Below are 13,656 nucleotides of genomic sequence, written 5' to 3'. Positions count from 1 at the left end.
CGGCGCTCCGCCGGTCGTGCCGTCGGGCTGGGGCGCCCACGCGGTCAAGGGGCCGCTGCCACCAGGACCGCGTCGGCGGTGCGCGCCACCACATACGGTGCGCCGCCCGGCAGGGGCACGCGGTGCTCCCCCGGCTCCAGGACCTCGTCGAACACCTCCTGGACGCGGGCCCGGCGCAGCCGCCCCACCCGGTAGGCCGTGAGGCGCACCCGGCACGGGGACGTGACCTCCGCGACCACCGCCCCGTCCGTGACCGCGAGCCGGGCCAGGCGCCGCTGCGCCACGGGCCCCGGGTCCAAGGCGTACTCGATCTGCGCGACGAGCAGCGGCACGATCGGCGCGAGCCCGTCGACGTACGCGACGTCGACCCCGGCCCGCTCGAAGGCCTCGCGCACGGAGTCCCGCACCCGCGCGGGCACGGCCTGCCCGAACGCCACGGCGCCGTACGTCCGCAGCTCCTCCGCCGGTACGCCCGCCGCGTCCGCGGTGATCTCCGCGCCGATGCCGATGGTGCGCAGCGCCGCAGCGAGCTTCGCGAGCAGCGCGACGCGCGCCCCGACGAGGAGCACACGCCGCCGCACGGCGCCCGGGTCGTCGCCGGTGAGCAGGCGGCCGAGCTGCTCGCGGTACTCCCCTCCGTGGAAGCGGAACGGTCCTATGCCGCGGTACCCGTTCAGCTCCAGGTCGGCGTGGTCGGACGTCTGCCAGGCGAAGTCCCGCCATACGTAGTCCTCGCCGTCCTCCCCCGCGCGCTCGATGACCGCCGTGACCGCGCCGCACTCCAGGCCCTCGCACTCGGGGCAGCCGTAGATCACGTACCGCCCGTCGAGCAGCGGCGGGTCCGCCTCCAGGAGGAGCCCGCGCACATGCGCGGTGAAGATCGCCGGGGGGATGTCGGACGCGAGCGGGGAGACGGCGTCGAGGTCGGCGAGCTGGAACAGCAGCGGGCGTCCGTTCACGATGAAGTCGACGAAGTCGCGGTGCACTTGGTAGGCACCGCTCGCGAGAACTCCACCGGCGCGCATCGCCGGTGCCAGGCCGAAGGTCGCGTACGCGGCAGACATGAGGTGAGTATCCCCACCTGCGGAGGCTTCCGCGCTCCCCTTGACGGGTTCCGCTACGTTTCGGGGATGACGCATGGGGATGACACGGATGTGATCGTGGTGGGCGGCGGCGTCGCGGGGCTCACCACGGCGGTGGTGCTCGCGGAGCGCGGACGCCGGGTGCGGGTGTGGACGCGGGAGCCCGCGGAGCGGACGACCTCGGCCGTTGCGGGCGGCCTGTGGTGGCCGTACCGCATCGAGCCGGAGGGGCTCGTCGGCGACTGGTCGCTCATATCCCTGGAGCGGTACCGGGAGTTGGCGGCCGACCCGGCGCGCACGGGCGTACGCGTGGTCGAGGGCGTACACGCCGAGACCCGCCTGGACACGCTCGGCCCGTGGGCGGAGCGGGTGCCGGGGCTGCGGGCGGCGACGGCCGACGAATACGCGGGCGTCGGTCTATGGGCGTGCCTTCCGCTGATCGACATGCCGGCGCATCTGGCGTGGCTGCGCGAGCGGCTGCGGGCGGCGGGCGGGTCCGTCGAAGTCAGGGCGGCCACCTCGCTCGCCGAGCCGCTGGCCGGGGCGCGGCACGTCGTCAACTGCTCGGGGCTCGGCGCCCGGAGCCTGGTGCCGGACGACTCGGTGCGCCCGGTACGGGGGCAGCTTGTCCTGGTGGAGAACCCGGGGATCCGGACGTGGTTCACGGCCGCGGACAGCGCGTCGGACGAGACGACGTACTTCCTGCCGCAGCCGGGCGGCCTCGTCCTCGGCGGGACCGCCGAGGACGGCTCGTGGTCCCTGGAGCCCGATCCGGCGGTGGCGGAGGCGATCGTGGCGCGCTGTGCGCGGGTGCGCCCGGAGATCGCCAGGGCGCGGATCATCGGCCACCGGGTGGGGCTGCGGCCCGCCAGGCCCGCCGTGCGCCTGGAGCGTGAGCGCACGGACGACGGGCGGACGCTGGTGCACAACTACGGGCACGGCGGGGCCGGTGTCACCGTGGCCTGGGGCTGCGCGCGGGCGGCGGCGCAGCTTTTGGAGGAAGCGGAGGGCGCCGCGGCGGGCTGACCGGGGCCGCCGCCCCGGCCGGGCCCGCCGCATGCGGCCCGGCCGCCTCGCGCTTCGTGAGGTGCGGCCGGCCGCGCGCCCGCCGCTCAGCGGGCGGGGTCGGGCTGCGACGACGGGGCGTCGCCGCTGTCGGCCTCGTCCGTGCCCTCGCTCGGGCCGATCTGCAGCTCGAAGTCCCCGTCGTACTGCTCGTGTCCGGCGAGGACGGCCCGCTCGACGGCTTCCGTGCCGTGTTCGCCGCGCACGATGAGCGGGTCGTGGCGCAGGTCCTTCATCAGCGCCACGCACATCCCGATCATCACGAGGACGAAGGGCGCGGCCACCAGGATCGTCAGGTTCTGCAAGCCGGTGAGCGCGTTGTCCTTGCCGTCGCCGATGAGCAGCATGATGGCGGCGACGGCGCCCGTGACCACGCCCCAGAAGATGACGACGAGGCGGCCGGGTTCGAGGGAGCCCTTCTGGGAGAGCGTGCCCATGACGATGGACGCGGCATCCGCTCCGGACACGAAGAAGATGCCGACGAGGATCATCACGAGCAGGCTCGTCGCGGTGGCGATGGGGTACTCGTGCAGCAGCCCGAACAGCTGCGCCTCGGGGGTGGTGTCGCCCTTGAGGCCGCCGCGCTCCTTGACCTTTATGGCGCTGCCGCCGAAGACGGCGAACCACAGCAGGCTGACGGTGCTGGGCACCAGGATCACGCCGCCGACGAACTGCCGGATCGTACGGCCACGGCTGATGCGGGCGATGAACATGCCGACGAACGGCGTCCAGGAGATCCACCACGCCCAGTAGAAGACCGTCCAGCTGCCCAGCCAGTCCGAGACGCCGTCTCCGCTGGACGCCTCGGTGCGCCCGATGAGCTGCGGCAGGTCGCCCAGGTAGGAGCCGATGGAGGTGGGCACCAGGTCCAGGATGATGACGGTGGGGCCCGCGATGAACACGAAGACGACCAGGAGCAGCGCGAGCACCATGTTGATGTTCGACAGCCACTGGATGCCCTTCTCGACGCCGGAGACCGCGGACGCCACGAACGCGACCGTCAGGACGGCGATGATGGCGACGAGCAGGCCGGTGCCGGCGTTGTCCATCCAGTCCAGCTCTTCGAATCCGCTGCCGATCTGGAGCGCGCCCAGGCCGAGGGACGCGGCGGAGCCGAAGAGGGTGGCGAAGATGGCGAGGATGTCGATGACGCGGCCCCACGCGCCGTGGGCGTGCTTCTCGCCGATGAGCGGCACGAACACGGAGCTGATGGTCTGCCGCCTGCCCCGCCGGAACGTGTTGTAGGCGATGGCGAGGCCGACGACGGCGTAGATCGCCCAGGGGTGCAGCGTCCAGTGGAACAGGGTCGTCGCCATGGAGGTCTCCATGGCGGCGGCCTGGTCGTCGGGGTGGGTGCCGGGCGGCGGCGTGGTGAAGTGGGCGAGCGGCTCGCTCACTCCGTAGAACATCAGGCCGATGCCCATGCCCGCGCTGAACATCATCGCGACCCAGGACACGGTGCGGAACTCGGGTTCCTCGCCCTCCCGGCCGAGGGTGATCTTCCCGTAGCGGCTGACGGCGAGCCACAGGGCGAAGACCACGAAGCCGGACGCGGCCAGCATGAAGGCCCAGCCACCGTTGTGGATCAGGCCTTCGAGCATGCTCGACGAGACGTCTTCGAGGGTGTCCGTGGCCGTGGCGCCCCACACCACGAAGGCGAGGGTGAGCACGGCGGTGACGCCGAACACCACCCGGTCGGTCTGGGGGGACCGGCCGCCGGAGTGGCCCCCCACGGACAGCGGCGGGCCTCCTCCGGCGACCGGCTTCTGGGATTCCTGCGTCACGTGTGCACCTTTCGCGGAGTGATCACGGCTGACTGTTCGTCGGTTGTTCTTCTCTCCGCTAACCCCCTACCACATGTGACCTGCCCACACCGGGCTCAGCAGTCGGTGTCGGGCCGCCCCGTGACGAGGTGGTAGGACGCGCGGGCGTCGAGCAGCAGCGGGACGAGGGCGCGGGCGGACTGGCGCAGCGGCACCAGGGCGCCCCCGTGTCCGTCGCGGCGCGCGGTCACGCCGTGCAGGTCGAGTTCGTCCCGTACGTCGGCGTACTGCTCCGGGGTGAGGCGGTAGCCGCAGGCCGGATCCTGGATGATCTCGCTCGGCTCGGCCGGGTCGTTGTCGGCGCCGCCCAGGTAGACGGGGCCTTGGTCGCGAAGGCCCTTCAGGCGCGCGGCCGTGGTGGCGGCCTCCAGGCGCCACCGGTGCGTGTCGGCGTAGTGGAAGAGGCCCTTCAGGGCGGAGAGTTGGGAGTGCACGCGGCGGCGGTTGTTGTGGGCCGGGTCCTTCTTCTCCTCCTCGGTGAGGGGGTCGACGCGGCTTTCGATGAGCAGGCCCGCGGCGTGTTTGATGCCGGAGACGTTGCGCAGGATGCGTTCCTGGCCGTCGCCCGCGACCTGTTTGACGGGCTCGCCGGTGACGGGGTCGGTCCAGATGCCGTAGGTGCCGGTGGTGTAGCCGTCGGCGGTGGCGGCGGGCCGGACGTGGTCGCGGGAGAGCCGTTCGGCCTCCCGGTGCACCGCGTCATCGGTGTTGAGGTTGCGCGGCCACAGGTCGAACAGGTCCTTGTCGTAGTACTCGGGCGTCGCGCCGTACTCGTGCAGGTCGTAGATGGCGTCCGGGGTGCGGTCGCGGATGACGGCGGCGAGCGCGCGGCCCTCTTTGGTTTTGAGGGCGATGTGGTCGCGGTTGATGTCGACGCCGTCGGAGTTGCCGCGGGTGTTCGCGGCCCGGCCGTCCGGGTTGGCGGTGGGCACGACGAGCAGCGTGGTGCGGGACAGGAACCGCCGCGTCTTCTTGTCCTTGGCGTACGCGAGGTCGCGGACCGTGCTCAGGCAGGCCTCGCGCCCCGACGGCTCGTCACCGTGCTGGCTGCACACGAGGAGCACGGTGGACGCGGTGCGGCGCTCGCCGACGCGGACGAGCTGGAGCGGCCTGCCCTGCTCGGTGGTGCCGATGCGGGAGACGGAGATCCGGCTGCTCGCCTTGTCGACGGTGGCGAGGAGGCGCTGCTCCTCGGGCTGGCTGGTCCAGCGGGCCCCGCCGCTCTGTTCGAAGCCGGTGCGCGGCGGGGTGTCGGCGGCCTGCGCGGGCCCCGTCACGAGCGGTGCGGTCAGGGCGGCACAGGCGCAGGCCAGGGTCAGCGCGCGGATGCGGGATGTCATGAAGTACGGCCTCCCGGTCGGGGGTTCTGCGGACGCGCGGGGGCCACGCCGTCGAGGCGGGACTCGCGCGGAACGGTAGCGTGCGGGGCGGTCGTGAGGGCCTTGTCACCGCCGACGAGCGGCAACCGGGCGAAGGTGCGGGCGAGGTCCACGGTGAGGGTCGGGGTGTCGGCGGGCGCGGTGATGAGGTTCCGGTCGGTGCCGCCGACGATCAGCGCGAGCCGGTGTCCCTTGGGCACGGCGTGGTCGCTCGCGGCCAGGTCGAGCGTGATCGTGACGGGCTCGCCCGGGGTGAGGGGGCGGCCCTGGTGGTCGTCCGCGTGGTGGCCGAGGTCGGCCCAGCCGCGGCTGAAGACGGTGTAGTCGACGGCCTTGGTGCGGGCCGCGGTGTCCTTGAAGCAGGCGCTGTCGCCGGGGGTGCTCGCGCCCCAGCAGCTGCGCGTGGGCAGGGTCGTGATGCCTTCGCCGCCGGCCGCGTAGTCACGGATGGTGTCGGGCCCGACGTCGACGAGGACGACGCTCAGGTGCGCGGTGCGGGCCGAAGGGGTGACGGTGACGGTCACCTTGGAGGAGCCGGACAGGCGCAGGTCGCGGGCGAGCGGCCGGGTGGTGAAGCCCGCCTTGGCGGGCGTGGGGACGTCGATGGCGGACGCCCAGTCGGTCTCGCCGAGGCGCCGGTCGTCGGTGAAGGTCTCGATGCCCTTGCCGCGCCGCGTGCCGAGCGTGCCGACGCCCGGGGCGGTGCCCTTTGCGGGGCGGAGCGTCACGGTGTCGGTGGCGCGGGGCGGCCAGACGCGGTCGGTGGTCCACCGGTCGGGGGCGCGCTCGATGTCGGCCATGGGCTCGCGGTCGACGCCGTTGCGGTAGCCGAGGAGTTCGTGGTCGAACCAGCGGTGCAGCGTGCGCACCCAGTCGGCCCGGCGGAAGTCGAAGGGGTCGACGTGCCCGGCCTGGCTGAGCCACAGCTTGCGCTGCACGCCCGCGTCGCCGAGGGCGTCCCACCACTGGCCGAAGTGCTTCATGCGCACGTTCAGGTCCTGGAGGCCGTGGACGGCGAACACGCTGGCCCGCACCTCGTGGGCGTCGGGGACGTAGTCACGGGCCGTCCACAGCGGGGTCCAGTCGCCGCTGCGCGGGGCGCCCTCGACGAGGCGCTGCTGCACATGGCCGCAGCGGGCGCGGGCCTCGGGGCTCTCGATGCCGTGGGACAGGCCGTCGGGGCCGCTGTTGAAGAGCGGGGCGCCCTTGGCGAAGTAGTAGTCGTACCAGGAGGAGATGGCGCCGATCGGCACGATGGTCTCCAGGCCCTCGACGCCGGTCGCGGCGACGCCGTTGGCGATGGTGCCGTCGTAGCTCTTGCCGATCATGCCGGTGCGGCCGTTGCTCCAGGTGGCGCGGGCGCGTTCGGAGCCGGTGCGCGAGGTGTAGGCGCGGGCCCGGCCGTTCAGCCAGTCGACGACGGCCTTCGCGGACTGGATGTCAAAGCGGCCGCCGACGTCCACGCAGCCGTCGGAGCGGTTCGTTCCGGCGAGGTCGACGGCGACGTAGGCGTAGCCGCGGGGGACGAAGTAGTTGTCGTAGTAGAGCGGGAACTGCACCGGGTCGCCGTCGGCGTCGTAGGTCTTCTTCTGGCTCTCGTTGCCGCGGCCGCAGCAGGCGTAGTACGGGCTCGCGTCCATGATCACGGGTATTCGGCGGCCGTGCCGCGCGGGTTCGCGGGGGCGGACTATGTCGACGGCGACGCGGTCGGCCCCGCCGTCCTCGTCGCCGTCGATCCGGGTGTCGACCCACACGGACTCGCGTATCGCGTCCGCGTAGGAGTGGACGGGTCTGCTCTCCTTGGCCTTGTCGTACGCCGTCGAGGTGCGCGGCGCGGTGTGCGCGGCGCCCGGATCGACAACGCCGAGGGTGGCGAGCAGGGCGGCGAGTGCCGCCGTCAGAAGCGTTCTCCACATCGGCAGGCGCATGCGCGCGCGTATCGGCATGGCCGGAAGGTACACGCGTCAACTGCGGCCGGAAAGGGGGCCGCAGGGGGTGGTGAAAGGTGCGTGGGACGTCTTGGCACATGTCAGCCGAATGGCGATCGTGTGACATATGCGGCCATGGACATGACTGGGGACCGCAGGGCTCAATAGGGTCCATCGCATCGTGAGTTGAACGGCGCGGGCGGCTTCCCGGTCAGGGGTGCCGCCTCGCCCAGAGCACCAGCACCGCCTATCACTTGGAGACTTCCGTGCACCGCAGCAGACTCATCGCCCCGGGCGCGCTCGCCGCCTCCCTCCTCCTGGCGATCCCGGCGACGGCTGCCGACTTCACGCCCGGGGCGCCCGGCGTGGGCGACTCCTACTACCCCGACGCCGGCAACGGCGGTTATGACGTCTCGCACTACGACCTGCGCCTGAAGTACCAGCCGAAGACGGACCTGATCGAGGGCACGGCGACCCTCAACGCCACCGCCACACAGGACCTGTCGCGCTTCAACCTCGACTTCGGCCTCAAGGTGAGCGAGGTGCGCGTCAACGGCAAGAAGGCGGCGTTCACGCGCTCGGGCGAGCAGGAGCTGGAGATCACGCCGAAGTCCGGTCTGCCCAAGGGCAGTTCCGTGACGATCGTCGTGCGGTACGCGGGCAAGCCGTCCGAGGTGAAGATCCATGGCTTCGCCGCGTGGCAGCGCACGCCCGACGGCGGTGTCGCGGCCCAGGAGCCGGAGTCGGCCGCCTGGTGGTTCCCCGCCAACGACCACCCGCGCGACAAGGCGACCTTCGACGTGTCGGTGTCCGTGCCGGACGGCACGCAGGCCATCTCCAACGGCGTGCTCCAGCGGCAGACCTCGCGCCTGGGCTGGACCCGCTTCGACTGGCGCTCCAACAAGCCGCAGGCGCCGTACCTCGCGACGCTCGCCGTGGGCAAGTTCGACATCACGACGGACAAGACCGAGAGCGGCCTGCCCGTCCTCAACGCCTACAGCAAGGACCTCGGCGACAACGCGGGTGCCTCGCGCGCCAGCGTCGAGCGGACCACCGAGGTCGCGGAGTGGCTGGAGGAGGTCTTCGGGAAGTACCCGTTCAACGCGCTCGGCGGTTACGTCCCGAACGTGCCGACCAGCTTCGCCCTGGAGACCCAGACCCGCCCGTTCTACAGCCCGAAGGCCTTCGCAGGCGGCTCCAACGTCTCCATCGTGGTGCACGAGGTGGCCCACCAGTGGTACGGCGACAGCGTCTCCGTGGAGAACTGGAAGGACATCTGGGTCAACGAGGGCTTCGCCCGCTACAGCCAGTGGCTGTGGTCGGAGAAGGAAGGCGAGGGCACCGCCCAGGAACTGGCCGACTACACCTACGCCTCGCGTCCCGCGGAGGACCCGTTCTGGCAGGTCAAGCCGGGTGACCCGGGCCCGGACAACCAGTTCCACGGCGCTGTCTACGACCGGGGCGCGCTCGCCCTCCAGGCGCTGCGCAACAAGGTCGGCGACAAGACCTTCTTCAAGATCCTCAAGGGCTGGCCCACGGAGCGCCAGTACGGCAACGCCAGCGTGCGCGACTTCGTGTCGTACGCGGAGAAGACCAGCGGCAAGCCGCTGTCGGCGCTCTTCGACACGTGGCTGTACCAGGCCGGCAAGCCGGCCGCCCCGGCCGCGAAGAAGGCGGGCCTCGTCCGCTCGGCGGCCAAGGACGCGCCGGCGAAGCCGAAGTCCTGGAAGAAGATCGCCGCCACGAACTCGCTGCACGACCACCACTGATCCACCCGCGGACGTCTCCCGTCCCGCCGCTCCTTCGAGGGCGGGCGGGACGGCTCGGTCAGCGGCGGCGCAGCCGGGCCCGGGCCTCGTAGGCCCGGGGCAGATAGCGGGCCCGCTCCGGGAGGCGGGGGGCGACGAGGCGGACGGCGAGGCTCACGTGCCGCAGGGCCCGCTCCTGGCGGGGCGTCCACGGCAGGCCGATCGCCGCGCGCGCGTCCGGCGGCATCAGGCCCACGGTGAGCAGCCGCCGCAGCCGGGCCAGGGGCGGCCACACCACGGGCCACAGCAGGCGCAGCGGCACCCGGAGCCACCAGGGGCCGCGGTCCGGCGGCGGCACGGGCCGGTCGACGGCGACGAGGTCGCGCACCACCTCGGTCTCCTCAAGCTCGTCGGCCAGCACGCGGCGGTAGTACGGCCAGAAGGCCTCGACCGTGGGTGGCATGTCCTGGTCCCGCAGGCCGAGGACGCGGCCGACCTGGAGCCACTCCGCGTACAGCTGCCGCTCCTGGGCGGGTGTGAACGGCCGCCCCAGCCAGCGCTGCGCGTGGCGGTAGACGGGAAAGCCGGTGGCGTGGACCCACGCGTAGTGCGCGGGCGTGAGCGCGCGGTACCGGCGGCCGCGGGTGTCCGTGCCCGCGATCGTGCGGTGCAGCTCGCGCAGGCGGCGGCCCTCGGCGGCCGCCTCGTCGCCGCCGTAGACCCACAGGGCGAGGGACGTCAGGGAGCGCTCGGCGCGGCCCCAGGGGTCGGTGCGGAACACGGAGTGCTCGTCGACGCCCGCGCCGACGGCGGGGTGCGCCACCTGCATGGCCATGGCGGCCGGGAGGGCGAGGAGCATGCGGGCGTCGCCCGCGATGTCCCAGAGGATCCCGCCCGCGGGCGGCGGGGCGGGCGCGTCCGCCGTGCGCCCGGTCCTCGGCGTCGTCTCCGTCATGCGCGCTCCTGAAGGCCGGCTTCCAGTATGCGCCGCCGGGCGGGGGCAGGGGCGCGGGGCGGCCGGACGCACGACGGCGGGCGGCGCCCCTGAGGGTGCCGCCCGCCGTCGCTGTCGCAGGTGCCTACTTCGTGAGGTCGGCCGCCTCGCGGTCGGTCTCCCGCGCGGCCTTGCGCTTGATCCCGTACCAGCCCACGACCAGCGCGGCGGCGACGATCGGGATCAGGAAGAGCGTCTTGCGCCCGACCTCCGCGTCCTTCCACATCAGGCCGAGCACGGCGAGCAGGAAGGCGATGGTGACGTACTCCGTGACGCCGCTGCCGGGCAGCCGGAACGTCGGCCGGGTGATCAGCCCCTCCTTGGCCCGCTTCACGAATGCCAAGTGGCAGACCATGATGCTGATCCAGGTGCCGATGATCCCGAGCGAGGCGACGTTCAGGACGATCTCGAACGCCTGGTCCGGCACCACGCGGTTCAGGCCGACGCCGAGGACACCGATGCTCGCGGTGAGCAGGATGCCGCCGTAGGGGACCTGGTTGCGGTTCATCTTCGCGGTGAACTTGGGGGCCGAGCCCGCCATCGCCATCGAGCGCAGGATGCGGCCGGTGGAGTACAGGCCGGAGTTCAGCGAGGACATCGCGGCGGTGAGGACGACGAAGTTCATCACGTCGCCCGCGCCGGAGACGCCGATCTTGGACAGGACCGTGACGAAGGGGCTCTCGTCGGCCGAGTACACCGAGCCGGGCAGCAGCAGCGCGAGCAGCACGACCGAGCCGACGTAGAACAGGCCCACGCGCCACATGATCGAGTTCACGGCGCGCGGCACGACCTTGTGCGGGTCCTTGGTCTCGCCCGCCGCGACGCCGACCAGCTCCAGGGAGGCGTACGCGAAGACGACGCCCTGGAGGACGATCACGACCGGCATCAGGCCGTTGGGCAGGAAGCCGCCGTGGTCGGTGATCATGTTCAGGCCCGGCGTCTCGCCGCCGACGTCGTGCTGGGTGGACACCAGGAAGATGCCGATGAACATGAAGGCCACGAGCGCGGCGACCTTGATGATCGCGAACCAGAACTCCATCTCGCCGAAGTACTTCACCGAGATCAGGTTCACCGCGAGCACGACCGCGAGGGCGACGAGCGCGAGCACCCACTGCGGGATGTCGGTGAAGAAGCTCCAGTAGTGCGTGTACAGGGCGATCGCGGTGATGTCCGCGATGCAGGTCGTCGACCAGTTGAGGAAGTACATCCAGCCGGCGACGTAGGCGCCCTTCTCGCCGAGGAACTCACGCGCGTAACTGACGAAGGAGCCGGACGAGGGCCGGTACAGGACCATCTCGCCCAGGGCCCGTACGACGAAGAACGCGATGACGCCGCACACGAGGTAGGCGAGGGCGAGCGCGGGGCCCGCCGAGTGGAGGCGGCCGCCCGCCCCGAGGAAGAGACCGGTGCCGATCGCGCCACCAATGGCGATCATGTTGACGTGGCGGGCCTTGAGGTCCTTGCTGTAACCGGCGTCGCCGGCGTCCGCGGGGGCCTGGGACTCAGCGGCGCGCGCTGCGTCCACGGCGGCCGTGTCTACGGCGTCGTTGCTCACGTGGAAGGTCCACTCTGTGGTGCCCGGAAAACAGCTCCCGGGGTCCGGATGTGCTCCGGTCCGTGGCACCCCTGACGCACCACGGACCGACCCGACACCTTCCCTTACGCAACGTGGATAACGCGGTGGCGCACGTCACATAGCGGTACTTCTCACATGGTGAGAGCCGTGTGTACAGGCGCGTGTCACGTTGTGTACAGGCTCTCGATGAGATTCCGGTACTTCTCCCTGATGACCCGGCGGCGCAGCTTGAGCGACGGGGTCAGCTCACCGGTCGCGGGGCCCCACTCCTCGGTGAGCAGCAGGTGGCGCTTGACCTGCTCGGTGCGGTTCAGGCGCGCGTTGGCCGCCTCGACGGCGCGGTCGACCTCCCGCCGGACCTCCGCGCTGGCGGCCGGGTCGCCCTCGATGCCGCGCGCGGCCGCCCAGGCGGCGGCCGACTCCGGGTCGAGGACGAGGAGCGCCACCAGATACGAGCGGCCGTCGCCGTGGACCAGGGCCTGGCCGATGAGCGGGTGCTCCTTGAGGGCGCTCTCCACGAGGGAGGGCGCGACGTTCTTGCCGGTGGAGGTGACGATCAGCTCCTTCTTGCGGTCGGTCATCCACAGGTAGCCGTCCTCGTCGATCCGCCCGACGTCGCCGGTGGCGAACCAGCCGTCGGCGTCGCGGACGTCGTCGACGCCGCCGTCGGCCCGCAGATAGCCCTCGCACACGTAGGGGCCGCGCACCAGGATCTCGCCGTCGTCGGCGGTGCGGACCTCCATGCCGCGCAGCGGCTTGCCCACCGAGCCGAGCCGGAAGGTCTCCGGGCCGTTGGTCGTGACCACGCCGCTGGTCTCCGTCAGGCCCCAGGCGTCCACGACCACCAGGCCGAAGCCCGCCCAGAACCGGGCCAGGGCCTCCGGCATCGGGGCCGCCGCGCTCGCCGCCCACAGCACCCGGTCGAGCCCGGCGCGCCGCAGCAGCGGGTCGAGGACCTCCGCCTTGGCCGTGCGGAAGGCGGCGTCGAGGCCGGCGGGCGGGCGCTCGCCGCGCTCGCGGCAGGCCACGTGCGCGCGAGCCGTCTCGTTCGCCGCCTCGACGGCGCGCCGCCGCTCATCGGGCAGGGCGGCGAGGCCCGCCCGGAACGACGCGGCGAGCTTCTCCCACACGCGCGGGACCCCGAAGAACTGCCGCGGGCGCAGCTCGCACGCGGTGGCGGCGAGCTGGGCGGGGTCCGCGCACAGGTGCACAGGCGCGGCGCGGTACAGCGGCAGGTAGATGCCGAGGACACGCTCCGCTATGTGCGCGAACGGCAGGTAGCAGAGGTGTCCGGCGAACGGCGGGAAGCCGATGGCCTCGTCCAGGGCGATGCCGTTCAGGATGACCCCGCGGTGGGTCAGGCGTACGCCCTTGGGGTCGCCGGTGGTGCCCGAGGTGTAGACGACGGTGAGCGGATCGGTGGGGCGGACCTCGCGCCAGGTCTTGTCGAAGGCGTCGGCCGTGTGCGCCCGGGTGCCGCTCTCGCGCAGCGCCGCGTACGTGCCGTGCTCCCCCGCCGCGGCCTCCTCGACGACCACGAGCCGCTCCAGGGGCACGGTGGCGTCGGCGAGGGCGGGCTCCCAGCGGGCCAGCTCGCCCGTGCCCTCGACGACGGCGAGGCGGGCGCGGCTGTGCCGGGCGATGTGGGCGACCTGCTCGGGAGCCGACGTGCCGTACACGGTGACGGGGACGGCGCCGATGTGCATCAGGGCGAGGTCGGTGAGCCAGTGCTCGGGGCGGTTGGCCATCATCATCAGGACGTGCTCGCCACGGCGGACGCCGAGGCCGGCGTACCCGGCGGCGAGGACGGCGACCTCGTGCCGCACCTCCGCCCAGGTCAGCGTCGTCCAGCCCGGTCCCGCGCGCCAGGACAGGGCGGGCAGGTCGGGATGCTCCTCGGCGTTGCGCAGGAGCAGAGCGGGGAACGTCAGCTCGGCGGGGTCTCCGGGAAGCCGCGGACTTCTGGTCATGGAACCGCCTCCTGAGGGGCCTTGTCCGGCAGCGCCCCGAAGGGGCGCGGGGCTGTGTCGATATGCGGCTCCGCCGCGTGGGCGCGACCAG

At 72.4% G+C, this 13,656-nt stretch carries 9 protein-coding genes; 2 read left to right on the top strand and 7 right to left on the bottom strand.

Translation table 11 applies throughout. The features are described 5' to 3' along the window. Positions 1-44: 44 nt before the first annotated feature. Positions 45-1,064, bottom strand: coding sequence for an oxidoreductase (locus AC07GB_RS09545; protein ID WP_478843244.1), 1,020 nt, complete (start codon positions 1,062-1,064; stop codon positions 45-47). Between the two features lie 66 nt (positions 1,065-1,130). Here AC07GB_RS09545 and AC07GB_RS09540 point away from each other — a divergent pair, with 66 nt between their 5' ends. After that, complete coding sequence (locus AC07GB_RS09540) at positions 1,131-2,108, top strand: FAD-dependent oxidoreductase (protein WP_478843242.1); 978 nt, start codon at positions 1,131-1,133, stop codon at positions 2,106-2,108. 86 nt (positions 2,109-2,194) lie between these two features. On the opposite strand, the gene AC07GB_RS09535 is transcribed toward AC07GB_RS09540, so the two are convergent. The 3 genes from AC07GB_RS09535 to AC07GB_RS09525 all read right to left on the bottom strand — a co-directional run bounded on the left by AC07GB_RS09535 (position 2,195) and on the right by AC07GB_RS09525 (position 7,295). Continuing rightward, positions 2,195-3,886 carry a BCCT family transporter gene (locus tag AC07GB_RS09535; RefSeq protein ID WP_478843316.1) on the bottom strand — a complete coding sequence of 564 codons (1,692 nt, stop codon included), beginning with the start codon at positions 3,884-3,886 and terminating at the stop codon, positions 2,195-2,197. A gap of 140 nt (positions 3,887-4,026) precedes the next feature. Next, the gene (locus AC07GB_RS09530; RefSeq protein WP_478843240.1) at positions 4,027-5,310 is read right to left on the bottom strand and encodes a M14 family metallopeptidase; all 1,284 of its coding nucleotides are present in this window, start codon (positions 5,308-5,310) and stop codon (positions 4,027-4,029) included. Further along, a complete protein-coding gene (locus AC07GB_RS09525; protein ID WP_478843238.1) occupies positions 5,307-7,295 on the bottom strand; it encodes a Xaa-Pro dipeptidyl-peptidase in 1,989 nt (662 codons plus the stop codon). The genes AC07GB_RS09530 and AC07GB_RS09525 overlap by 4 nt, the downstream gene beginning before the upstream one ends. Positions 7,296-7,543: 248 nt before the next feature. Here AC07GB_RS09525 and AC07GB_RS09520 point away from each other — a divergent pair, with 248 nt between their 5' ends. Next, positions 7,544-9,046 carry a M1 family metallopeptidase gene (locus tag AC07GB_RS09520; RefSeq protein WP_478843236.1) on the top strand — a complete coding sequence of 501 codons (1,503 nt, stop codon included), beginning with the start codon at positions 7,544-7,546 and terminating at the stop codon, positions 9,044-9,046. Positions 9,047-9,104: 58 nt separating this feature from the next. On the opposite strand, the gene AC07GB_RS09515 is transcribed toward AC07GB_RS09520, so the two are convergent. The 3 genes from AC07GB_RS09515 to AC07GB_RS09505 form a co-directional block, all read right to left on the bottom strand. Next, complete coding sequence (locus tag AC07GB_RS09515; protein ID WP_478843234.1) at positions 9,105-9,980, bottom strand: oxygenase MpaB family protein; 876 nt, start codon at positions 9,978-9,980, stop codon at positions 9,105-9,107. Between the two features lie 124 nt (positions 9,981-10,104). After that, a complete protein-coding gene (locus tag AC07GB_RS09510; protein WP_478843232.1) occupies positions 10,105-11,574 on the bottom strand; it encodes an amino acid permease in 1,470 nt (489 codons plus the stop codon). A gap of 185 nt (positions 11,575-11,759) precedes the next feature. Further along, positions 11,760-13,565 (bottom strand): AMP-dependent synthetase/ligase, encoded by a 1,806-nt coding sequence (locus tag AC07GB_RS09505; protein ID WP_478843230.1) that lies wholly within the window; start codon positions 13,563-13,565, stop codon positions 11,760-11,762. Between the last annotated feature and the right edge of the window lie 91 nt (positions 13,566-13,656).

This window comes from Streptomyces sp. NPDC045778 (assembly GCF_056431945.1).
Note: the sequence above shows the minus strand (reverse complement) of the source record. Positions and strands in the feature narration are given on the sequence as shown.

Excerpts from the sequence above, each read along its gene's own strand:
- AC07GB_RS09505 (WP_478843230.1), bottom strand. The coding sequence starts at position 13,565 with ATGACCAGAAGTCCGCGGCTTCCCGGAGACCCCGCCGAGCTGACGTTC.
- AC07GB_RS09530 (WP_478843240.1), bottom strand. The coding sequence starts at position 5,310 with ATGACATCCCGCATCCGCGCGCTGACCCTGGCCTGCGCCTGTGCCGCC.
- AC07GB_RS09525 (WP_478843238.1), bottom strand. The coding sequence starts at position 7,295 with ATGCCGATACGCGCGCGCATGCGCCTGCCGATGTGGAGAACGCTTCTG.
- AC07GB_RS09515 (WP_478843234.1), bottom strand. The coding sequence starts at position 9,980 with ATGACGGAGACGACGCCGAGGACCGGGCGCACGGCGGACGCGCCCGCC.
- AC07GB_RS09545 (WP_478843244.1), bottom strand. The coding sequence starts at position 1,064 with ATGTCTGCCGCGTACGCGACCTTCGGCCTGGCACCGGCGATGCGCGCC.
- AC07GB_RS09540 (WP_478843242.1), top strand. The coding sequence starts at position 1,131 with ATGACGCATGGGGATGACACGGATGTGATCGTGGTGGGCGGCGGCGTC.